Origin of the sequence: Pseudomonas sp. S5D5 (genome assembly GCF_003013355.1) — a bacterium.
GTDB lineage: Bacteria > Pseudomonadota > Gammaproteobacteria > Pseudomonadales > Pseudomonadaceae > Aquipseudomonas > Aquipseudomonas aylmerensis.
Genome location: NZ_PTEO01000001.1, coordinates 4,133,842 through 4,155,323 on the forward strand (window position 1 = coordinate 4,133,842; position 21,482 = coordinate 4,155,323).

Genomic DNA, 21,482 nt, shown 5'->3' on the forward strand with positions numbered 1-21,482 from the left:
GGCAAGCCAGCCCCTGCAGGGGGCTGGCGCTTATATGCAGATCAGTTCTTGTAGTCGGTGTCGGTGCGTTCCAACTGCCGGATCAGCGCATTCCAATGCCGCGCCACCCCCGGTCCATCCCCCGCCTTGAATGCCTCAGCCTGCTTCTCGACCTTGGCCACCACCTCGGCCGGCGGGAAGATCAACTCTGCGTTGCCCGCCGCCTGCGCCGCGATCTGGATATTGCACGCACGCTCCAGCCCCTGCAGTTGCTGGAAGGCGTGTTCAACGCTGATCCCGGCGGTCAACAGGCCGTGATTGCGCAGGATCATCACACTCTTGTCACCCAGGTCGGCGACCAGGCGCTCGCGCTCGTCGAGGTCCAGCGCCACGCCTTCGTAGCCGTGGTAAGCCACGCGCCCGGAGAAACCGATGGAATGCTGGGAGATCGGCAGCAGGCCGTCTTTCTGCGCCGACACCGCGATGCCGTCGCGGGTATGCGTGTGCAGCACTGCTTGCAAGTCGTGACGCGCGCCGTGGATGGCGCTGTGGATCACGTAGCCGGCGTAGTTGATGCCCAGGCCGGTAGGGTCGTCGACGATGGTGCCGTCGAGGTCGACCTTGACCAGGTTGGAGGCGCTGATTTCATCGAACAACAGGCCGAAGGCGTTGATCAGGAAATGCTCCTCCGGGCCCGGTACGCGGGCGGAGAAGTGCGTGTAGATGTGGTCGGTCCACTTGTACAGGGCCGCCAGGCGATAAGCGGCGGCCAGTTTGACGCGCACTTCCCATTCTTCCGGAGTGACGCGCTGGCGAACATTGTTGGAAACGCTGGAGATCGAGGTGACGCTGCTCATGGCAAAACTTCCTGGATGGCCTTAAGGACTTCCAGGCAAGCCTAGGGGATGCAAAAAAATAATAAAAATCACATTTTAATCTAAGCTAATTATCATATTTTTTTATAACCCAACCAACACCATCTCCCCCGCAGGAGCCCGGCTTGCCGGCGATGGCGTCCTTGAGCAATGCCCTGGTCTCGAGGGTCTCATCGCCGGCCAGCCGGGCTCCTGCACCGGGCGGGTCAGGCGGCGTTGCGGATCTTGTGCAGGGAATTTGCCACCAGCTTGCCGAACGCATCCACCGGCCCCTGCAGGTTGCCGAGGAAGTGCGGGTAGATCAGCCACAGGTCCATCACCGGCTTGAAATCCTTGAGCGGCATCACCGCCAGTTGCTCGCGGTGCGCGCTGCGCTCCAGCAGGGGGCGTGGCACCAGGCCCAGGCCGAGGCCGTCCGCCACCAGGCCCAGTTGCAGCTCGGTGCCGAAGGTTTCCAGATTGACCCGCAAGGCCAGGCCCTGGTCCGACAAGGTGCGCTGCAACCCCGCGCGGAAGCCGCAACCGTCCGGGTTGAGGATCCAGCCGCTCTGGTACACGTCCGCCAGCTTGCAGGGTTTCTTCGGCAGTTGTGCCTTGGCACACACCACCACCAATTCCATCTTGCCGATCGACTCGCCCACCACGTTGTCCGGGAAAATCTTGCCGGCCGGGAACAGCGCCGCCGCGGCATCCAACTCACCGCGCTCGATCTTGCCCACCAGTTGGCTGCCCCAGCCGGTGGCGACCTGGGCGCGCAGATCGGGGTATTCGGTGCGCAGGTGCTTGAGCGCATCGAGCAGCACCACGTCGCCGATGGTCTGAGGCACGCCCAGGCGCAGCAGGCCGGTGGGCGGTGCGTCGGTGGCGACCAGCTCGCGCAGGGCATCCATCTCGCGCAGGATCAGCCGGCATTGTTCATAGACGCGGGTGCCGATCAGCGTAGGCTTGAGGGGCTTGGTGTTGCGGTCGAACAACTCCACACCCAGCGCCTGCTCGAAGTTCTGCACACGGCGGGTAATGGCCGGCTGGGTCAGTTGCAACGACTCGGCGGCATGGCTGATGGACTGGCAACGAATCACTTCGACAAAGGCATCGATATCGTCAATTTTCATTTGGGCCGCACATAGAGAACAGTCATTAAGATGTGTGCGAAGCATAGTTGCAGGAACGCTGTCTGGATAGCCCGCGCTGCAATCGATAACGTCTAACGCTATTCAGACCGGTTCTAAATTACCTGCAGCTATAAGCTAATCATTAAAAAATAGCATATTAACTATAAACATTATGCTTAGATAAACCCATCAACACCCACCGATGGAATTGTCATGACCCAGGCCCGACACCCCGAGAGACTCAGAGCCTTCATAGGCGCCCTGGCGGAATTGATCGACGGCAATCCACGCGAAGGCGACCTGTTGCACCGTGGCGGCAAACTGCTCGCGCAACTGGTCAGCCATGATGACTGGCTCCCCGATGAATTTGCCCAACCCGACCCCGAGCGCTACCAGCAATTTTTGCTGCATGCCGATTCGCGCCAGCGCTTCAGCATCGTCAGCTTTGTCTGGGGGCCGGGGCAAAGCACGCCGATCCATGACCACCGAGTGTGGGGCTTGATCGGCATGTTGCGCGGCGCGGAATTTTCCCAAGGCTTCGAGCGCGCGCCTGACGGTCGCCTGGTCGCCGAAGGCAAACCGATCCAGCTGGTGCCGGGCCAGGTCGAGGCGGTGTCGCCCAAGGTCGGCGATATCCATCAGGTCAGCAATGCCCACAGCGACCAGGTGTCCATCAGCATTCATGTGTACGGCGCCAATATCGGCGCCGTGCGCCGCGCGGTGTACCAGCCCGACGGCAGCGAGAAACTGTTTATCTCCGGTTATTCCAACGCCTTCCTCCCGAATATCTGGGATTTGTCCAAAGAAAAGAGCCCTGCCCTATGAGTACCGTATCGACCCGTAGCTTCGCCCGGATTCGCCAGGCCCTGTTGGACCGTGAAGAAGTCGCCCTGGTGGACGTGCGCGAAGAAGCGCCGTTTGCCGAGTCCCACCCGCTGTTCGCCGCGAACATCCCGCTGTCCAAGCTGGAGCTGGAGGTGTATTCGCGCATCCCGCGCCGTGACACCCAGGTCACCGTCTACGACAACGGTGAAGGCCTGGCCGCCCGCGCCGCCGAGCGCCTGGTTGCGCTGGGCTACACCCAGGTGAGCTTGCTGGAAGGCGGGCTGGAAGGTTGGCGCCAGGCCGGTGGCGAGCTGTTTATCGACGTCAACGTGCCCAGCAAGGCATTCGGCGAGCTGGTCGAAAGCGAGCGCCACACACCCTCGCTGGCCGCTGAAGAAGTGCAGGCGCTGCTCGATAACCAAGCCGATGTGGTGGTGCTCGACGCCCGCCGCTTCGACGAATACCAGACCATGAGCATCCCCACCGGCATCAGCGTGCCCGGTGCCGAACTGGTATTGCGCGCCCGTGAACTGGCGCCCGACCCCGCCACCCGCATCATCGTCAACTGCGCCGGGCGGACCCGCAGCATTATCGGCACGCAGTCGCTGATCAACGCCGGCGTGGCCAACCCCGTCTCCGCACTGCGCAACGGCACCATCGGCTGGACATTGGCCGGGCAGAAACTCGCCCATGGCCAATCACGCCGCTTTGCACCGACCTCGGAAGAACACCGCCAGGTCGCCGCCGTCGATGCGCGCCGCGTCGCCGACAAAGCTCGCGTTGGCCGGGCCACCCTCGCCGATCTGCACGCCTGGCAGCAGCAAACCGCGCGCACCACCTACCTGTTCGATGTGCGCACCCCGGAAGAATTCGAAGCCGGCCACCTGCCGGGCGCCCGCTCCACTCCCGGCGGCCAGTTGGTGCAGGAAACCGACCACGTCGCCAGTGTGCGCGGTGCGCGCCTGGTGCTGGCGGATGACGACGGCGTGCGGGCCAACATGTCCGCCTCCTGGCTGGCGCAACTGGGCTGGGAAGTGCACGTGCTGGATGACCTGCAAGCGGCGCACTTCAGCGAAAAAGGCGCCTGGGTCGCGCCGGTGCCCGCGCCGCCCCAGGCCGAATTGATCAGCCCGCAGACCCTCGCCGAATGGCAGGCCCACGGCGATACCGTGGTGCTGGATTTCACTGCCAGCGCCAACTACGTGAAGCGCCATATCCCCGGCGCCTGGTGGGCCCTGCGCGCGCAGTTGCCCGAAGCCCTGGCCAAGGTGCCGGCCGCCCAGCGCTATGTACTCACCTGCGGCAGCAGCCAACTGGCGCGCCTGGCAGTGGCCGAGGTCGAGGCCATCACCGGCAAGCAGGTGTTCCTGCTGCAGGACGGCACCGCCGGCTGGATCAACGCGCAACTGCCGCTGGAAGAAGGCGAGACCCACCTGGCCTCCCCGCGCATCGACCGCTATCGCCGTCCATACGAAGGCACCGACAACCCCAAGGAAGCCATGCAGGCTTACCTGGACTGGGAATTCGGCCTGGTCGAGCAACTGGGCCGCGACGGCACCCACGGTTTCTATGTGATCTGATTGACCTGACCCGCCTGCACCCACTCCGGGTGCAGGCCCCCACATCCGACCCCTCTCCAGGCGGAGGCTGAACCCACACACGAGAGGACACCCGCATGACCCTGCATATCACCCGCCTGGAACCCACCCTCGGCGCCGAAATCGGCGGTATCGACCTGCGCCAGCCGCTGACCTCGGCGCTGCGCGATGAACTGCGTCACCTGCTGCTCACGCACAAGGTGCTGTTCTTCCGCGACCAGGCCATCAACACCGAACAGCAGATCGCCTTCGCCAAGGAATTCGGCGAGCTGTACGTGCACCCCACCACCCAGCAAAACGACCCGTCGCGCCCCCAGGCCCACCTGATCGAAGCCCAGGACGAGCGCAAGCTCTACGGCCCGCGCACCAGCGGCCGTTGGCACACCGACACCAGCTGGTTGCTGCAACCCACGCTTGGCGCCGTGCTGCGCGCGGTGGACTTGCCGGAAGTCGGCGGCGACACCCTGTGGGCCGACACCGGGGCGGTGTACCGCGCCTTGCCGGATGACCTGCGCGCTGAAATCGACAACCTGCATGTGGTCCACGACTTCAAGAAAGCCCTCGACAAGGTCGGCTACGACTACCCGATCCTCGCCCACCCGTTGGTGCGCACCCACCCGGAAACCGGCGAAGACGGGCTGTTCATCAACTTCTCGCAGAACCCTTCGGTGATCGGCTGGACGCCCCAGCAAAGCAAGCAACTGATCGACCGCCTGCTGCAGGAATTCAACAAGCCGGAGCACCAGGTGCGCTTCAAGTGGCGTCCAGGCTCGGTGGCGTTCTGGGACAACCGCTCGACCCTGCACTACCCGGTCTACAACTACGGCGACTACCCGCGTCGCATGGAGCGGGTGCTGATTGCCTATGACGACATTCCGCATCGGGTCAGAGCCGCTGACGCGGCCTGATCACCCTTTAAAAGTCCCACACAGATTCACTGTGGCAGCGGGCTTGCTCGCGAAGGCGGCGGTTCAGCCAGCTCATGGGTAGCTGACACCGCTTTCGCGAGCCAGCCCGCGCCCACACGGGATCTGCGGTGTTCTTTGGTCTCCTGGAATCAGCCCCCATGCCTCCATCCCGCTTTCAATACGGCGCAGTCGCGCTGACCCTGCTCGCCATAAATGTCCCGGCCCAAGCCGAAGACCCGGACAAAACCCTCGGTACCGTGGTGGTCACCGGCAACCGTGGCAATCAGGCGCGGACCATCGCCGACAGCCCCTCGCCCATCGACGTGATCAGTGCCGAACAGCTGCAGGCCAGTGGCAAGGTCGGCCTCAAGGAACTCCTGGCGCGCCTGCTGCCGTCGTTCAACCTGCCGGCGATCAATGGCGGTGGGACGTCGTGGTCGGTGCGCGGAGTGACCATGCGCGGGCTGTCCGGCGACCAGGTGCTGGTCCTGGTCAACGGCAAGCGCCGCCACAACACCGCGCTGATCAACAACCTGGCACGCATCGGCACGGCGGCGGTACCGGTCAACCTCGACCTGATCCCGGTGTCGGCCATCGACCATATCGAAGTGCTGCGCGACGGCGCTTCCGCGCAGTACGGCTCGGACGCAATCGCCGGGGTGATCAATATCATCCTCAAGGAAAACGACAGCGGCGGCAGCGCCGAAACCTCCTTCGGCCGCTACGGCGCGGGCGACGGCGACACCGTGCACCAGACCGTCAACTATGGACTGGCGCTGCCCAACGACGGCTTCGCCAACCTGGCGCTGGACAGCAAGGAACAGGAACCCTTCAACCGCACCGGCAGTGCCACCGGCCGCCTCTACGGCACCGCCGCCGCCCCCGACAGCCGCGACCAGACGGTCAACCGCCACGGCTGGAACCCCAGCTACGGCCTGGGTCGCGAGAAGGTCACCAACGCCAGCTACAACCTTGAACTGCCGCTGCAGGACGACCTCAAGTTCTACTCGTTCTCCACCGCCAGCTACATGGAAACCACCAAGGTCACCGGCAACTACCGCCCCAATGAGGTCACCTCCCTGGCCGGCGACCCGAACACGCCCTACCCCGATGGCATCCACGCGCAACGGCGCAACCGCACCAAGGACTTCCAGGTGGCGGGCGGCTTCAAGGGCCTGGTCGGTGGCTGGGACTACGACATCAGTTCCACCTGGGGTGAAGACGATTCGACCCTCAACGCCAACAACACCCTCAACCCATCCCTGGGGCCGACCAGCCCGACCTCGTTCAACCTGGCCTCGCAGATCTTCGACCAGTGGACCAACAACCTTGACCTCAGCCGCACCTTCGATATCGGCCTGAGCCACCCGCTGCAAACCGCATTCGGCTTCGAGTACCGCTGGGAGAAATACCAGATCGAGGCCGGCGACTACGCGTCCTATACGCCCGGCAACTACGTGCTGCCCAGTGGTCCCTTCGCCGGCCAAACACCGTTGCCGGGCCTGGCGTCGTATAACGGCACCAGCACCGCGGATGCCGGCGAGATCAGTCGCAGCAACGTCGCCAGCTATGTCGACCTGGGCCTGGATGTGACGGACCGCTGGTACATCGGCGCCGCCGCCCGCTATGAGCGCTATACCCAGGACATCGGCAGCACGTGGAGCGGCAAGCTGTCGACGCGCTTCAAGCTCACGCCCGAGTTTGCCCTGCGCGGCACGATCAACAACGGATTCCGGGCGCCGTCGCTGGCACAGACGATCTACGCCTCGTCGACCTTCACCTCCGGCGGCGTGGTCAACGGCCAGCAGGTCTCGGTACCGGTCAAGGTGCTGCCGGTGGACACCCCCGAGGCCCAGGCCCTGGGCGCGGAAAAACTCAAGCCCGAGAAGTCGCTGAACTACAGCCTGGGCTTCACCTACGAGCCGACCGCGAACTACCGGCTGACCACCGACCTGTACCAGATCGGCATTCGCGACCGCATCGTTTCCACCAGTCTGCTGGGCGGGCCGGCGGTGTCGCAGATCCTGGTCGCCAACGGCCTGTCGCCGGGCCTGTACGCGCAGTACTACACCAACGCCGTCGACACCCGCACCCGTGGCATCGACATCATCAACGAATACCGCCAGCAACTCGACCAGTACGGCCAGGTGCGCTGGAGCCTGGCCTACAACTGGAACCAGACCAAGATCGAAAAGCTCCAGGACACCCCACCTGCGCTGGCCAGCCTGGGCTCCAACTACCAGATCTTCGACCGACGCCTGCAAAAGGACCTGACCGTCGCCACCCCGCAATCCAAGTTGATCCTGGCAGCCAACTGGAAGGTCAGCGCCTACACCCTCAACCTCGCCCTGACCCGCTTCGGCAGCTACATCGAAGGTGACAACAACCCGATCAACGATCGCAAGTTCAGCGCCAAATGGATCAGCGATGTCGACGCCGCCTACGACATCACCAAGCATTTCACCGTGGCCCTGGGGGCCAACAACCTGTTCAACGTCTACCCGGATAAAAAAGGCATCAAGGACTGGGCCGGCGGGTACGAGTATGGGCAGTTCTCGCCCTTCGGCTTTGGCGGCGCGTATTACTACACGCGCCTGGCGTACAACTTCTGAGGCGCGGGTGATGACTGAATTGAATAGCGATGTATTGATCATCGGCGGCGGGTTGGCGGGCACCTGGGCCGCCATCGCGGCGGCGCGCGAGGGGGCCAGGGTGATCCTCGTCGACAAGGGCTACTGCGGCACCAGCGGCGTGACCGCCACCGCCGGACCCGGCCACTGGTGGGTGCCACCCGACGCCCGTGAAGCGGCCATCGACAAACGCCTGGGCACCGCCTATGGCCTTGCCGATGCACGCTGGATGGCCCGCGCCATCGACACCACCTGGACCAGCCTGCCGGGGCTGAGCGGCTACTACGACTTCCCGCAGGACGCACATGGCGTGACCCAGTATCGCGGGCTGCGCGGCCCCGAATACCTGCGCGGCCTCAGGCGGCGTGTGCTGGACAGTGGCGTGACGATTCTCGACCACCATCCCGCGCTGGAACTGCTGCGTGACGATCACGGCGCAGTGGTCGGCGCACGCGGCTGGCGCCGCCAGGCCGGCGGTGAATGGCTGATCCGCGCCGGCGCGGTGGTGCTGGCCACGGGTGGCTGCGCGTTCCTGTCGCGCCTGCTGGGCAACCACACCAACACTGGCGACGGCTACCTGATGGCCGCCGAAGCCGGCGCCGAACTGTCGGGCATGGAGTTTTCCAACTACTACTGCATCGCCGCCGCCGGCAGCAGCATGACCCGTTCGATGGTGTACAGCTTTGGCGAGTATTTCGATGCCGCGGATCGGCCGCTGGGGATTGCCACCGGTCCTGGCTTCACCGAAGACCTGGCCAGGGCGCTGCTCAACGGTCCGGTGTATTGCCGCCTGAACCGCGTGCCACCGGATATCCGCGCACAACTGCCGAGTATCCAACCCAACCTGATGCTGCCGTTCGACCGGCGCGGGGTCGACCCTTATCGCCAGCGATTCGCCGTGACCCTGCATCCCGAAGGCACCATTCGCGGCGTCGGCGGTTTACGCCTGGTCGATGACGATTGCCAGACCACCGTGCCCGGCGTCTTCGCTGCCGGGGATGCCGCCAGTCGCGAGCCGATTGCCGGCGCCACCTCCGGCGGCGGCGCGCAGAATTCGGCCTGGGCGCTCTCCACCGGGCAATGGGCCGGTCGCGGCGCCGCGCGGCTGGCCCGCCAAAAAGCGCTGTATCACGGCGCCCTGCGAGGCTTTGACGGCGCGGCAGGCGGCAGTGCCGAACTGATCCAACGCATCCAGGCCGAAGTCCATCCGCTGGACAAGAACCTGTTCCGCAGCGGCGCCCAACTGGCGCGCTCGCTGCGTGAACTGGACAACATCTGGGACCAGATCAGCGACGGCCCACCCTGCGCCGACAACCCATTGCGCGCCCGCGAAACCGTGGCCATGGCCGCCACCGCGCGTTGGTGCTACACCGCCGCCGCGTTGCGCAAGGAAAGCCGCGGCATGCACCAGCGCAGCGACACACCGCGGCAGCATTCGCAGTTTGACGCGCATTTGCGGTTGGCTGGAGTGGGCCAGGTGCAGGCGCGTTTCGACCCCATCCATCAAGGCCAACCACAATGATTGAACTGATCTACTCCGACCTGTGCAACGGCTGTGGCCAATGTGTCGCCGTCTGCCCCACCAACGTGCTTGCCGCCGATGCCCTGGGCAAACCCGTGATTGCCGACCAGCTGGCCTGCCAGACCTGCTTCATGTGCGAACTGTATTGCAGCAGCGATGCGCTGTACGTCGACCCCGACTGCGAACAGCTGCGCCACCCCGATCCCGTGGCAGTCCGCGAAGCCGGGCTGCTCGGCCAATACCGCCGCGACTCGGGCTGGGACGAATGGGCCGATGACCCTGCCCACCGCAACGAGCACTGGCGCATGGATGGCATCTTCGCCCTGGCCCGCAGCGCGCCGCCAAATGCAATTAGAGAATAATCAATTTACACATAATCAAATATTTTAATAATTAACATATAACCAAAAAGAACTTCACAGCGAGTTTTTATGGGCATAACGTTAACCCCACTCACCGACCCCTTCTCCAGGCGGAGGTAACCGAACCCCTTCTTGATCTGCCTGGAGCCTGCATCCCATGGTCTTTACCACCCCCTTCAAACGCTTGCTCCTGGGCGCCGCCCTTGCCCTCGGCCTGAGCGGCGGCGCCCACGCCGCCGACCTGCAGCCACTGCGGGTGGCCAACCAGAAATCCACCATCAAGGCACTCCTGGAAGTCTCCGGCGAAACCAAGAACGTCCCGTATGAAATCCAGTGGTCGGAATTCCCCTCCGCCTCGCCGCTGGGCGAAGCCTTGAATGCCGGCGCCGTGGACATCGGCGCCCTCGGTGATGCGCCCTACGTGTTCGCACTGGGTGCCGGTGCCTCGCTCAAGGTGGTCAGCATCATCCACGCCGAAGGGCGCAATACCACCGCGCTGCTGGTGCCCAAGGACTCGCCGATCAAGACTGTCGCCGACCTCAAGGGCAAGAAGATCGTCACCGGGCGCGGCTCAATCGGTCATTACCTGGCGATCAAGGCCCTGGCCACTGCCGGGCTGACCACCAAGGATGTGCAGTTTATTTTCCTGCTGCCCAGCGAATCACGCCTGGTGCTGGATAACGGCACCGCCGACGCCTGGGCCACCTGGGACCCGTACACCACCGTGGTCACCTCGCAAAGCCAGGCCCGCGTGCTGATCAGTGGCAGCAACCTGCTGAGCAACCACCTGTACCTCGCCGCCACCAGCCAGGCCATCGCCGACAAGCGCCCGCAACTCGACGACTTTGTCGCACGCCTCGACCGCGCCTATGCGTGGGCCAACACCCACCCCAATGAATACGCTGCCGCCCAGGCCAAGATCACCGGCCTGCCGCTGGCAGTCCACGTGGAAGTGGCCAAGGACACCCGCCTGAGCCCGGTCGCCATCGACGACTCGGTGATCAGCGGCCTGCAAGCGACCGCCGACACTTATCAAAAAGAAGGCCTGTTGACCAAGCACATCGACGTGTCGCAAGGCTTCGACAAGAGCTTTAACGCCAAGCGTGTCCCCTTTTCCCAAGCATCGCGCTAACAGGAGCAGAACATGAGCAAGCCACATCCCTCCAAGCCACGCCATTTGAAACTGGGTGCCATGGTCCACGGTGTCGGCCACGGTTGGGGCGAATGGCGCCACCCGAACGCCCAACCGAATGCCAGCACCCACTTCGGGTTCTACAAGCAGCAGACTGAACTGGCCGAAGCTGCCAAGTTCGACTTCGTGTTCATCGCCGACAGCCTGCATATCCATGCCAAATCCAGCCCGCACTACCTCAACCGCTTCGAGCCGCTGACGATCCTCTCGGCCCTCGCCGCCATCACCACGAACATCGGCCTCGTCGCCACGGTGACGGTCAGCTACACCGAGCCCTACCAAGTGGCTCGCCAGTTCTCGTCGCTGGACCATATAAGCGGCGGCCGCGCCGGCTGGAACGTGGTGACCTCGTGGCTCAGCGGCACCGCCGACAACTTCGGCAAGGCCGAGCACCCGCCCCACGCCGTGCGCTACCGCATCGCCAAGGAACACGTGAACGTGGTCAAGGGCCTGTGGGATTCCTGGGAAGACGACGCCTTTGCCTACAACAAGCAAAGCGGCGAATTCTTCACCCCGGACAAGCTGCATGCACTGAATCACAAGGGCGAGTTCTTCGCGGTCAAGGGCCCGCTCAACATCGCACGCTCGCGCCAGGGTCAACCGGTGATTTTCCAGGCCGGCACCTCGGAAGATGGACGCAACTTCGCCGCCGAAAACTCCGACGCGATCTTTGTGCACGTGGAGAGCATCGAGGAAGGCCTGGCCTATTCCCAGGACCTCAAGCGCCGCGCCACAGGCTTTGGGCGTGACGCCGACAGCCTGTCGATCCTGCCGGGTATCCGGCCGATTGTCGGCCGCGATGAAGCCGAAGTGGAACGCCGCTATCAGCAGGCCGTGGAACTGGTCACCGTCGAAGACGCGATTGTCGCCCTCGGCCGCCCGTTCAATGACCATGACTTCAGCAAGTACCCCCTGGACGCGCCCTTCCCGGAACTTGGCGACCTCGGCGCCAACAGCCAGAAAGGCGGCTCCGACCGGATCAAGCAACTGGCCAGGGACGAAGGCCTGACCCTGCGCGAAGTGGCGCTGCGGTTCTCGCGGCCCAAGCGTGATTTTGTCGGCACCCCGGAGCAAGTCGCCGATGCCATCCAGACCTGGTTCGAGCGCGGTGCCAGCGACGGTTTCATCATCAACTCGGTGCTGCCGGACGGCTTGCAGTACTTCACCGAACTGGTGGTGCCCGTGTTGCAACAGCGCGGCCTGTTCCGCACCGAGTACAGCGGCCACACGCTGCGCGACAACCTTGGCCTGGACGTGCCGGCCAACCGCTACAGCGTCGCCGCCGAGGTCGAAGCGCAACAGGAGGCGCTGGCATGAGCGAATCCCTCAACCGTCAATTGGCGGATCTGCACGCCGAACGCGTGGCTTCCTGGGCACCGGCGGCGTTGCAGGTCAACATCGACCAGCGTCAGCGCCTGGTCGATGAAGCACGGCCCGACGACTACGTGCAGGTCGGCGATGAACTGGACCCATTCACCCTGCTCAATGTGGAAGGCGGCGAACTCAACCGCGATCTGCTGCTGGCCGATGGGCCGGCGGTGCTGATCTTCTTCCGCTTTGCCGGCTGCCCGGCGTGCAATCTCGCACTGCCCTATTACGAACGCCAACTCTACCCACGCCTGCGCGAACTGGGGGTGCCGCTGGTGGCGGTCAGCCCGCAGGTGCCTGAGCGGCTGGTGGAAATCAAGACCCGCCATAACCTGCAATTGCTGGTGGCCAGCGACACCGACAACAACCTCGGCCGGCGCCTGGGCATCCTCTACAGTTTCGACGAAGCCTCGCGCAACGCCGCATTGGCCAAGGGCAACCACATCGGCGACACCACCGGCACCGGGACCTGGGAACTGCCGCAACCGACGGTGGTGGTGATCGCAAGGGACGGCACCGTGGCATTCGTCGAAGTGAGCCCGGATTGGCTGGTGCGCACCGAGGCCGAGCCGGTGCTGCAGGTGGTGGAGCGACTGCTGGGCCAACAGCCCGTACGCATCGCTATCTAAGCCCACAACCTCCTGTAGGCGCCGGCTTGCCGGCGCCCACATTTTTGACCGAGTACATTGTTATGACCCAACCGTCTCTGCGCTCCGTGGAAGTCGCCAACTTCGAAGCCCTGCTCGAACGCCTCAGCGCCGAGCTGGCGAGCACCGCGCACCTGTATGACGAAAGCGGCGCGTTCCCGCATGCCAACTTCAAGTTGTTGCATGAACACGGCCTGGTCGCCCTCACCGTGCCCAAGGCCCTGGGCGGCGGCGGCGCCAGCCTGCCGCAGGCGCGCAAGGCGATCAGTGCGATTGCCAGGGGCGAGCCGTCCACTGCGCTGATCCTGGTGATGCAATACCTGCAACACACCCGCCTGCAAGACAGCAAGAGCTGGCCGGTCCACCTGCGTACGCAAGTGGCCGAGGACGCGGTGCGCGACGGTGCCTTGATCAATGCGCTGCGCGTCGAACCCGACCTCGGCACCCCGGCCCGTGGCGGGCTGCCGGCGACCACCGCAGTGCGCACCGCCGAGGGCTGGCGCATCAGCGGGCGCAAGATCTACTCCACCGGCAGCCATGGCTTGAGCTGGTTCAGCGTGTGGGGCCGCAGCGATGATGCCGACCCGCTGGTGGGCGCCTGGCTGGTGCCCAAGGACAGCCCTGGCGTGAGCATTATCGACACCTGGGACCACCTGGGCATGCGCGCCACCTGCAGCCATGAAGTAGTGCTCGACAATGTGCTGGTGCCGCTGGACCACGCCGTCAGCGTCAGCCCCTGGAGTGCCCCGCAGCCGGAGCTGGATGGCGATGGCTTCCTGTGGATGTCGGTGCTGCTGTCATCGGTGTACGACGCGGTGGCCCACGCCGCGCGGGACTGGCTGGTGAACTGGCTGGAGGAACGCAAGCCGTCCAACCTCGGTGCAGCGTTGTCGACGTTGCCGCGTTTTCAGGAAACCGTCGGGCATATCGACACCCTGCTGTTTGCCAACCGCAGCCTGCTGGACGCTGCCGCCGAAGGTCATACCCCGGCGGCCAACGCAGCCCAGTTGAAGTACCTGGTCACCAACAATGCCATCCGCGCGGTGGAACTCGCCATCGAGGCCTCGGGCAACCCCGGCCTGTCGCGTCACAGCCCGCTGCAACGACACTACCGCGACGTGCTCTGCAGTCGCGTGCATACCCCGCAGAATGACGCCGTGCTGCAAGGCGTCGGCAAAGCGGTCTTCGCCCAACGCCAGAAGGAACGCACATGAGTCAGGTGATTATTGCCAGCCAGCTCGACGAGGATTACAACGACGTGATCCGCGAGCGCCTGCGCGCGCTGCACGCCGACGCCGAAGTGATCGGTGTGCCGCCAGGGGTGCCGAGCGACCTGCCGCCGCAGGCGAATATCCTGTTGCTGCGCCCGATCAACGTGCGCGGCTACACCGCCCCGGACACCCCGCCACCGGGCTGGCCCTACGGCGCACAGTGGGTGCACCTGGTGTCATCGGGCATCGATTTCTACCCGCAATGGCTGTTCAACGGGCCACCGGTGACCACCTCCCGAGGCAGCGCGGCCGACAACCTCGCCGAGTTCGCGTTGGCGGCGATCTTTGCCGCGTCCAAGCATTTGCCGGACATCTGGGTGAAGGACGCTCAGTGGCATTTCACCCCGTTGCGCCCGCTCAAAGGCACCACGCTGGGCATCCTCGGCTTCGGCGCAATTGGCGCGAGCCTGGCGCACAAGGCACTGGCCCTGGGCATCCAGGTCGTGGCACTGCGCCAAAGCCAGGCGCCGTTTGGTGTTGCCGGTGTGGAAGCGGCCAAGGACATCCACGACCTGTTCGCCCGCGCCGACCACCTGGTGGTGGCAGCCCCGCTGACCGAATCCACGCGGCATATCATCAACCGCGATGTACTCGGCAGCGCCAAGCCCGGGCTGCACCTGATCAACATCGCGCGCGGTGGCCTGCTGGATCAGGAGGCGCTGCTCGAAGCACTCGACAACGGACAGATCGGGCTGGCATCGCTGGACGTGACCGAACCGGAACCACTGCCGGATGGGCACCCGTTGTATACCCACCCGAGAGTCAGGTTGTCGCCGCACACCTCGGCCATTTCCACCAATAGCCGCAACGAGATTGCGGACACGTTCCTGGCGAATCTGCAGAAGTATGTCGCAGGGGCTGAACTGGCCAACCTGGTCAACACCTGACACGGCCACATTGCAAGGATCTGCTGACTTACACCGTCTAAAAATGTGGGAGCGGGCTTGCCCGCGAAGGCGCCGTGTCAGTCAACACATTCATCGACTGACCCACCGCTTTCGCGAGCAAGCCCGCTCCCACAGGGGGGCCGGTGTTGACTGCGGGATATCACTTGATGCGGTAGCGGAGATTGCAAGGATCTGCAGACTGCACCGATCACAAAGGTGGGAGCGGGCTTGCTCGCGAAGGCGGACTGTCAGTCAACACATTCATCGACTGACCCACCGCTTTCGCGGGCAAGCCCGGTCCCACAGGGGGCCCGGTGTTGACTGCGGGATATCATTTGATGCGGTAGCGGAGATTGCAAGGGTATGCAGACTGCACCGATTACAAAGGTGGGAGCGGGCTTGCTCGCGAAGGCGGACTGTCAGTCAACAAACTCATCGACTGACCCACCGCTTTCGCGGGCAAGCTGAACTGGCCTAATGATTTTGGACACCTCAATCGGGCGCTATGATGGCGTCCAAATCTGAGGTGTTTGGATATGCGTAAATCTTATTCATGTGAGTTCAAACTCAAGGCTGCCAGCATGGTGCTGGACGAGGGGCAGTCAGTTCCCGAGGTCTGTGCCAGCTTGGATATTGGCCCTACGGCCTTGCGCCGCTGGGTCGATCAAGTTCGCAAGGAACGCTTGGGCTCGACTCCGGTGGGAGCCAAGGCGATTACCGCGGATCAGCGAGAGATCCAGGAACTTAAAGCCTTGCTCAGGCAAAGAGACCGGGATATCGAAATCCTAAAAAAGGCCAGTGCTCTCCTGCTTTTGGACGCCAAAGATCACTCTCGTTGATCTGTGAGCTGGGCGAGCAGTACGGCGTTAACGATTGCTGTCGTGTGTTCGGAATAAACCGCAGTAGCTTTTACGCATGGCGTCAGCGCCAAGGCAAGGTGAGCCCTAAGCGAGAGAAACTCAAGGCTATGCTGGTCAAGCACTACAGGGCGTCGAGAGAGTCTGCGGGCGCTCGTACCTTGGCTAAACAGCTGCAAGCCGGCGGGCATGATGTCGGGCGGTTCATGGCTCGCAGCTTGATGCGAGAAGCAGGCATTGTCAGCCGTCAACGCCGGCGCCATAAGTACAAGTCACCTGGCGTGGAGGCTTTGGTGGCACCGCATGTGCTCAAACGCAAGTTTGATGTTGCGACGGTCAATCAGGTGTGGTGTGGGGACGTGACGTACATCAAAGTCGGCAAGCGTTGGCTGTATTTCGCGGCGGTTCTGGACTTGTTCGCTCGCCGGATTGTGGGCTGGTCGTTTTCGATGATCTCTGATGCCACGCTGACCTGCGAAGCCCTGCGCATGGCGATTGAACTGCGCGGTCGCCCAAAAGACGTACTGTTTCACTCCGACCAAGGTTGCCAGTACACCAGCCATAAATTCAGAAATGAACTGCTGGAACATGGACTCCGACAAAGCATGAGCCGTAAAGGCGAATGCTGGGACAACGCTCCGATGGAGCGTTTCTTTGGAAGTTTGAAATCAGAGTGGGTGCCAGAAGCAGGCTACGGGTCGGAACATGAGGCCCGAGCGGATGTGCAGCGCTATGTATCGCGCTACAACATCACCAGGCCGCATAGCTACAACGACTATCGGTCACCAGTCGCCAGGGAGAAGCTGGTGGCGTGAAACCTTAATCGGTGTCCAAGATTACTTGACCAGTTCAAGCCCGCTCCCACAGGGGGCCCGGTGTTGACTGCGGGATATCACTTGATGCGGTAGTGGAGATTGCAAGGATCTGCAGACTGCACCGATCACAAAGGTGGGAGCGGGCTTGCCCGCGAAGGCGGACTGTCAGTCAACACATTCATCGACTGACCCACCGCTTTCGCGAGCAAGCCCGCTCCCACAAGGGGCCCGGTGTTGACTGCGGGATATCACTTGATGCGGTAGTGGAGATTGCAAGGATCTGCAGACTGCACCGATTACAAAGGTGGGAGCGGGCTTGCTCGCGAAGGCGGACTGTCAGTCAACAAATTCATCGACTGATCCACCGCTTTCGCGAGCAAGCCCGCTCCCACAGGGGGGCCGGTGTTGACTGCGGGATATCACTTGATGCGGTAGTGGAGATTGCAAGGACATGCAGACTGCACCGATCACAAAGGTGGGAGCGGGCTTGCCCGCGAAGGCGGACTGTCAGTCAACACATTCATCGACTGACCCACCGCTTTCGCGAGCAAGCCCGCTCCCACAGGGGACCCGGTGTTGACTGCGGGATATCACTTGATGCGGTAGTGGAGATCGCAAGGATCTGCAGACTGCACCGATTACAAAGGTGGGAGCGGGCTTGCCCGCGAAGGCGGACTGTCAGTCAACACATTCATCGACTGACCCACCGCTTTCGCGAGCAAGCCCGCTCCCACAGAGGGCCCGGTGTTGGCTACGGGATATCACTCGATGCGGTAGTGGAAGGTGTTGCGCACCGCCGGCACGGGAACGGCTTTGCCGTCAACGATCCTGGGCTGGTAGCGGAAGGTGTTCGCCGCTGCCAGTGACGGCCGGATAAACAACGGGTGACAGCCATCGAGCACTTTGGGGTTTTCCACGCGGCCCTGGGTGTTCACTGTGTATTCCACCGAGCAGTCACCTTCGATGTTCTTGTCGAGGGCACGCTCGGGGTAGTCCGGCGCTTCCTTGCTCAAGGGCTGGTATTGGCGGCTGTCGAAGGCCGGTGCCGGCGCTGCTGCGGGGGCAGCGACGCGGGCTGTTTCGGCGGCCAGGCGCTGCTGGTCGAGGCGTTGTTGCGCCTGTTCACGGTTGCGCTGCTCGGTGGCCAGGCGCTGCTGTTGTGCCTCGATTTTCTGCTCTTCGACGCGCTTGCGTGCCAACGCGGCCTTCTCGAGTTTCTGCGCCTGGACCTGTGGATCGACCGTGGGTTTGACCGGCATCGGCACGGGCACAGCCACAGGCTCCGGTGGCGTGAAGGCCACCGGCTCAGGTGCGGGAGCAGGCACGGGCGCAGGCGGCAGCATCACCAATTGGGTATGCATGACCCTGGGTGTGTCCTCCGGCACTTTTTCCGCCGACCAACCCAGCATCAGCGCTGCCAGCACCCCTGCGTGCAGCGCTACCGCCAGGCTCGCCGCGACGCTGTTTCTCCAGAACCCGGACGGCTCCCGGGGCGCCAGCGTCAGCGTCTCACTGTGCATGATCATCGCCGTCATTGCGGGGCCTCGGTCACCAACCCCAGGTTGCTCACCCCGCCTTTCTGCAACACCGCCATGGCCGCGACCACACGCCCGTAACCGGCGTTGTCGTCGGCGCGGATGTACACCTGGGTGTCGCTGCGCGCCGCCACCACTTGCATGACCTTGGCGCCCATTTCGTCGAGGGTCACGGCGCTGTCGGTCTGGTGCTGGGTGTCGAGTTCGCCGCCAAGGTTCCAGTAATAGCCGCCGTCAGCCTTCACCGACAGCGTGAGGATCTGCTGGCGCGTGTCGGTGGCCAGCGCCTCGGCGGCGACCTTGGGCAGATCGATCTTCACGCCCTGGGTCAGCATCGGCGCGGTGACCATGAAGATCACCAGCAGCACCAGCATCACGTCGATATACGGCACCACGTTCATCTCGGCCTTGGGCCCGTGCTTGCGTTGCGGCCTGGTTAACATCGGCTTGCTCCTTGTTCAGGCGGCCACGGCCAGGTTGATCGGCGTACCGCGCAGAGTGCGGTGCAGGCGCACTTGCAGCTCGTTGCCGAAGGCGTAGTAGCGCGTGAGCAGCGTCTGGCTGCGCGCGGCAAAACGGTTGTAGGCGATCACTGCGGGGATCGCCGCAAACAGGCCGATGGCCGTTGCAATCAAGGCTTCGGCAATGCCCGGGGCCACCGTGGACAAGGTCGCCTGTTGCACCTGGGACAGGCCGATGAACGAGTTCATGATCCCCCACACTGTGCCGAACAGACCGATATAGGGACTGACCGAGCCCACGGTCGCGAGGAACTGCAAGCCCTTTTCCAGCTCGACTTCCTGCTCGGTGATCGCCACCTGCAAGGCGCGCTCCACACCTTCCAGCACCGCCGGGTCATGACTGTGCAGGTGCTGGTATTCGTGGACCCCGGCGGTAAAGATCGGCGCCACGCCGCCCTCACCTGCCTGCACGGTTTCACGGCACAACGCCTGCAAGTCCGGCGCCGCGCGAAAGCGCTGCACGAAGCCATTCAACTGGCGCTCCAGGCGCCGCAGCACACTGGCGCGCTGGATTATCAGGTACCAGCTGAGCAACGAGGCCAACAGCAAGGTGAGCATTACGGCCTTGACCAACAGGCTGGCGTCGCTGATCAAACCCCAGATCGTCATATGTTCCATCGTCGCGTGCATGGTGATGTCCTATTCGATTAAAAAGTGATGACCGGGTGATGGCGGTTCAGGGCAATTTCAGTGCGCGGGTCACGTCGGCCCAGGGCACGAACTTGAAGTTCTGGGTCTGCTCGGGCATGCGCTTGCGCCCGTCCTGCACCACCAGCATGCCCTGGCTCCATGGCCCGCCGAGGTTGATGGCGGTAACTTCCAGGCCATCGGTTTCCGAGGCGCCATCGATGCCGGCGGCCGCGTTCAGGCCCACGCGGAAAGCGCCGTGCACGGCAAACGGTGGTTCGGCATCCACCACCAGGTAGCTGTCATTGCCTTGGCTGGAGATCACCAGGTAGTCGCGCTTGTCGCTCTGGTACAGCGCCAGGCCTTCGACGTCCGCGTGCAGTTGGGGGCCGACCTTGATCACGTTGGTCAGGGTCGCCGGTTGATCGGCGCGGGCGTCCACCGCCCACACGCCGACATCTTCCTCGCCGATAAACAGGCGCTGGCGCTGGTCGTCGGCCACGCAGCCTTCGGGTTGGCTGTCGACCTTGAACTGGCGCACCAGCTCACCCTGCGCACGGCCATCCGGCGCGCTGAGGCGGTATTGCAGGAAGGTGCCATCCTTGCCGTTGGCGATCGCGTAGATCTCCCCACTGGCCGGCTGGAACAGGCAGATGCCGTAGATTTCCTTGAGCGGCGTCGGCACCTCACCGGCTTCGCGCAACTCGCCGCTCTGGCGGTCGATGCTGAACAGACTCAAGCTGTTGTGATCACGATTGCTCGCCACGGCCAGGTCGACCGTGCGCTGGCCGAGTTTGAAGTTGGGGCGTACATCGACGTTGTTGAGGCGCCCTACGGCCAGCTCCTGCAGCAGCTTGCCGTCGAGGTCATAGGCGAGCAGGCCCTGTTTCTTGTTGGTGCCGAGCACGCGGCTTTTCGCCGGTTGCCCGGGGTGAATCCAGATCGCCGGATCATCCGCTGCATCGCCCTGGCGGCCGACCGGGTCGGTCTGGCGCACGGCGGCGACTTCCGGCAGCACCGGCACCGCCGCCACCGGCTGGGCCTGCCAGTCGAGGGTGGCCTGGTAGAGCGCGCCGGTGTCGTCGTCACGCACCAGCAGTTGCCGGCCGTTGACCGTCAGTTGCTCCGGCTCTTTGAGGCCTGGCAGGCTCAGGCTCGATTGCTCGACCCAACGCTCGCCGGTGTGCTGGAACAGGTGCAGCTGGGCGGTCTTGGGATCCAATGCGACCATCCCGCCGGGCACCGACGCCATGGCCCCGGCTTCCCGCCTGGGCGTGTCGAACAGCGCCACCGGCGTGCGCTTGACCTCGGCTTCCGGGTGCGCCGGATAGGCCCACCAACCGATGTTTTCTTCATTCACCAGCAACTGCTGGGTGGCGTCATCAACCTGGCAGAACTGCGCCGACGGCGGCAGCGGCACCCCGCGCACGCGCTGGGCCTCACTCAATAACGTGGCGCCATTGCCCACCAGCCATTGCTCGCCCTTGCCCTCTTCACCGACCAGGAACACAAACAGGTTGGCTGCTGCATCGCGGTAAAGGCACAGGCCATTTACCGCAAAGTCGCGGGTCGGCAAGTACAGCGGCTTGCCAAAGCGCTTGCCGGCGACATCCAGGTTGATCAACAGCGCCTGCTGGCGGTCGTTGTCGAGACTGGCGGCCACCACCTGGGCGCCGGCGGCGCGGGTGTCGAGGCTGCTGAAATTGCCCTTGAAGCGCGCCAGTTCCGCGCCTTGGCGATCGAGCAATTGCAGGCCGTCGCGGGTGCCGGCGGCCAGGCGCTCGGGGCTGTTGGGCAGGAAGGCCACGGCTTCAGCCTTGAGGCCAGGTGCCCACGGGGTCAGCGCCAGGTCGCCGGCCAGGGCGTGGCCGCAGGTGGCCAGGGCAATCAACAGGTACAGCTTGGACATTCTCATTAACGTGCAAATCCTTCGAATACGATGGAGATCAGC

At 63.8% G+C, this 21,482-nt stretch carries 19 protein-coding genes; 13 read left to right on the forward strand and 6 right to left on the reverse strand.

Translation table 11 applies throughout. From position 1 onward, the window contains the following. Positions 1-41: 41 nt before the first annotated feature. Both C9990_RS18860 and C9990_RS18865 read right to left on the reverse strand, forming a co-directional pair. A complete protein-coding gene (locus C9990_RS18860) occupies positions 42-836 on the reverse strand; it encodes a class II aldolase/adducin family protein (RefSeq protein WP_065906167.1) in 795 nt (264 codons plus the stop codon). 224 nt (positions 837-1,060) lie between these two features. After that, positions 1,061-1,966, reverse strand: coding sequence for a LysR family transcriptional regulator (locus C9990_RS18865; RefSeq protein WP_065906163.1), 906 nt, complete (start codon positions 1,964-1,966; stop codon positions 1,061-1,063). A 213-nt stretch (positions 1,967-2,179) separates the two neighbouring features. On the opposite strand from C9990_RS18865, the gene C9990_RS18870 reads away from it, so the two are divergent. The 13 genes from C9990_RS18870 (at position 2,180) to C9990_RS18935 (ending at position 16,848) form a co-directional block, all read left to right on the forward strand. Then, a complete protein-coding gene (locus C9990_RS18870) occupies positions 2,180-2,791 on the forward strand; it encodes a cysteine dioxygenase (protein WP_065906162.1) in 612 nt (203 codons plus the stop codon). Further along, positions 2,788-4,371 carry a rhodanese-related sulfurtransferase gene (locus tag C9990_RS18875; protein ID WP_065906161.1) on the forward strand — a complete coding sequence of 528 codons (1,584 nt, stop codon included), beginning with the start codon at positions 2,788-2,790 and terminating at the stop codon, positions 4,369-4,371. The genes C9990_RS18870 and C9990_RS18875 overlap by 4 nt, the downstream gene beginning before the upstream one ends. 95 nt (positions 4,372-4,466) lie before the next feature. Continuing rightward, positions 4,467-5,297, forward strand: a complete 831-nt coding sequence (locus tag C9990_RS18880; RefSeq protein ID WP_065906160.1) for a TauD/TfdA family dioxygenase — start codon at positions 4,467-4,469, stop codon at positions 5,295-5,297. Between the two features lie 158 nt (positions 5,298-5,455). Continuing rightward, complete coding sequence (locus C9990_RS18885; RefSeq protein WP_106804269.1) at positions 5,456-7,909, forward strand: TonB-dependent siderophore receptor; 2,454 nt, start codon at positions 5,456-5,458, stop codon at positions 7,907-7,909. Positions 7,910-7,919: 10 nt separating this feature from the next. Then, positions 7,920-9,449, forward strand: coding sequence for an FAD-dependent oxidoreductase (locus tag C9990_RS18890; protein ID WP_106804270.1), 1,530 nt, complete (start codon positions 7,920-7,922; stop codon positions 9,447-9,449). After that, positions 9,446-9,811: a ferredoxin family protein gene (locus tag C9990_RS18895; RefSeq protein WP_065906152.1), complete on the forward strand. Its 366-nt coding sequence runs from the start codon at positions 9,446-9,448 to the stop codon at positions 9,809-9,811. The genes C9990_RS18890 and C9990_RS18895 overlap by 4 nt, the downstream gene beginning before the upstream one ends. Before the next feature lie 157 nt (positions 9,812-9,968). Next, complete coding sequence (locus tag C9990_RS18900) at positions 9,969-10,943, forward strand: ABC transporter substrate-binding protein (RefSeq protein ID WP_106804271.1); 975 nt, start codon at positions 9,969-9,971, stop codon at positions 10,941-10,943. 12 nt (positions 10,944-10,955) lie between these two features. After that, a complete protein-coding gene (locus tag C9990_RS18905) occupies positions 10,956-12,320 on the forward strand; it encodes an LLM class flavin-dependent oxidoreductase (RefSeq protein ID WP_106804272.1) in 1,365 nt (454 codons plus the stop codon). After that, positions 12,317-13,000, forward strand: a complete 684-nt coding sequence (locus tag C9990_RS18910; protein WP_106804273.1) for a peroxiredoxin-like family protein — start codon at positions 12,317-12,319, stop codon at positions 12,998-13,000. Before C9990_RS18905 ends, C9990_RS18910 begins: the two co-directional genes overlap by 4 nt. 62 nt (positions 13,001-13,062) lie before the next feature. Beyond that, positions 13,063-14,232 (forward strand): acyl-CoA dehydrogenase family protein, encoded by a 1,170-nt coding sequence (locus C9990_RS18915; RefSeq protein ID WP_106804274.1) that lies wholly within the window; start codon positions 13,063-13,065, stop codon positions 14,230-14,232. Then, entirely contained in the window at positions 14,229-15,176 is a 948-nt protein-coding gene (locus tag C9990_RS18920; RefSeq protein ID WP_106804275.1) for a D-isomer specific 2-hydroxyacid dehydrogenase family protein, read from the forward strand. The genes C9990_RS18915 and C9990_RS18920 overlap by 4 nt, the downstream gene beginning before the upstream one ends. Before the next feature lie 536 nt (positions 15,177-15,712). Then, positions 15,713-16,015: an IS3 family transposase gene (locus C9990_RS32820; protein WP_065899480.1), complete on the forward strand. Its 303-nt coding sequence runs from the start codon at positions 15,713-15,715 to the stop codon at positions 16,013-16,015. Beyond that, entirely contained in the window at positions 16,012-16,848 is an 837-nt protein-coding gene (locus tag C9990_RS18935) for an IS3 family transposase (RefSeq protein ID WP_256595084.1), read from the forward strand. The genes C9990_RS32820 and C9990_RS18935 overlap by 4 nt, the downstream gene beginning before the upstream one ends. Positions 16,849-17,609: 761 nt before the next feature. Here C9990_RS18935 and C9990_RS18945 read toward each other — a convergent pair. From C9990_RS18945 to C9990_RS18960, 4 genes are read right to left on the reverse strand one after another with little or no spacing between them, the layout of a single operon-like run. Then, positions 17,610-18,383: an energy transducer TonB gene (locus C9990_RS18945; RefSeq protein WP_106804276.1), complete on the reverse strand. Its 774-nt coding sequence runs from the start codon at positions 18,381-18,383 to the stop codon at positions 17,610-17,612. After that, entirely contained in the window at positions 18,380-18,826 is a 447-nt protein-coding gene (gene tolR, locus C9990_RS18950) for a protein TolR (RefSeq protein WP_065906140.1), read from the reverse strand. Before tolR ends, C9990_RS18945 begins: the two co-directional genes overlap by 4 nt. Positions 18,827-18,841: 15 nt before the next feature. Then, positions 18,842-19,534, reverse strand: coding sequence for a protein TolQ (gene tolQ / locus C9990_RS18955; protein WP_106804277.1), 693 nt, complete (start codon positions 19,532-19,534; stop codon positions 18,842-18,844). A gap of 46 nt (positions 19,535-19,580) precedes the next feature. Then, the gene (locus C9990_RS18960) at positions 19,581-21,446 is read right to left on the reverse strand and encodes a phytase (protein WP_106804278.1); all 1,866 of its coding nucleotides are present in this window, start codon (positions 21,444-21,446) and stop codon (positions 19,581-19,583) included. Positions 21,447-21,482 lie beyond the last annotated feature (36 nt).

Bases quoted from the DNA above. Each gene is read 5' to 3' on its own strand.
- C9990_RS18860 (WP_065906167.1), bottom strand. From the start codon at position 836: ATGAGCAGCGTCACCTCGATCTCCAGCGTTTCCAACAATGTTCGCCAG.
- C9990_RS18865 (WP_065906163.1), bottom strand. From the start codon at position 1,966: ATGAAAATTGACGATATCGATGCCTTTGTCGAAGTGATTCGTTGCCAG.
- C9990_RS18870 (WP_065906162.1), top strand. From the start codon at position 2,180: ATGACCCAGGCCCGACACCCCGAGAGACTCAGAGCCTTCATAGGCGCC.
- C9990_RS18875 (WP_065906161.1), top strand. From the start codon at position 2,788: ATGAGTACCGTATCGACCCGTAGCTTCGCCCGGATTCGCCAGGCCCTG.
- C9990_RS18880 (WP_065906160.1), top strand. From the start codon at position 4,467: ATGACCCTGCATATCACCCGCCTGGAACCCACCCTCGGCGCCGAAATC.
- C9990_RS18885 (WP_106804269.1), top strand. From the start codon at position 5,456: ATGCCTCCATCCCGCTTTCAATACGGCGCAGTCGCGCTGACCCTGCTC.
- C9990_RS18890 (WP_106804270.1), top strand. From the start codon at position 7,920: ATGACTGAATTGAATAGCGATGTATTGATCATCGGCGGCGGGTTGGCG.
- C9990_RS18895 (WP_065906152.1), top strand. From the start codon at position 9,446: ATGATTGAACTGATCTACTCCGACCTGTGCAACGGCTGTGGCCAATGT.
- C9990_RS18900 (WP_106804271.1), top strand. From the start codon at position 9,969: ATGGTCTTTACCACCCCCTTCAAACGCTTGCTCCTGGGCGCCGCCCTT.
- C9990_RS18905 (WP_106804272.1), top strand. From the start codon at position 10,956: ATGAGCAAGCCACATCCCTCCAAGCCACGCCATTTGAAACTGGGTGCC.
- C9990_RS18910 (WP_106804273.1), top strand. From the start codon at position 12,317: ATGAGCGAATCCCTCAACCGTCAATTGGCGGATCTGCACGCCGAACGC.
- C9990_RS18915 (WP_106804274.1), top strand. From the start codon at position 13,063: ATGACCCAACCGTCTCTGCGCTCCGTGGAAGTCGCCAACTTCGAAGCC.
- C9990_RS18920 (WP_106804275.1), top strand. From the start codon at position 14,229: ATGAGTCAGGTGATTATTGCCAGCCAGCTCGACGAGGATTACAACGAC.
- C9990_RS32820 (WP_065899480.1), top strand. From the start codon at position 15,713: ATGCGTAAATCTTATTCATGTGAGTTCAAACTCAAGGCTGCCAGCATG.
- C9990_RS18945 (WP_106804276.1), bottom strand. From the start codon at position 18,383: ATGACGGCGATGATCATGCACAGTGAGACGCTGACGCTGGCGCCCCGG.
- tolR (WP_065906140.1), bottom strand. From the start codon at position 18,826: ATGTTAACCAGGCCGCAACGCAAGCACGGGCCCAAGGCCGAGATGAAC.
- tolQ (WP_106804277.1), bottom strand. From the start codon at position 19,534: ATGCACGCGACGATGGAACATATGACGATCTGGGGTTTGATCAGCGAC.
- C9990_RS18960 (WP_106804278.1), bottom strand. From the start codon at position 21,446: ATGAGAATGTCCAAGCTGTACCTGTTGATTGCCCTGGCCACCTGCGGC.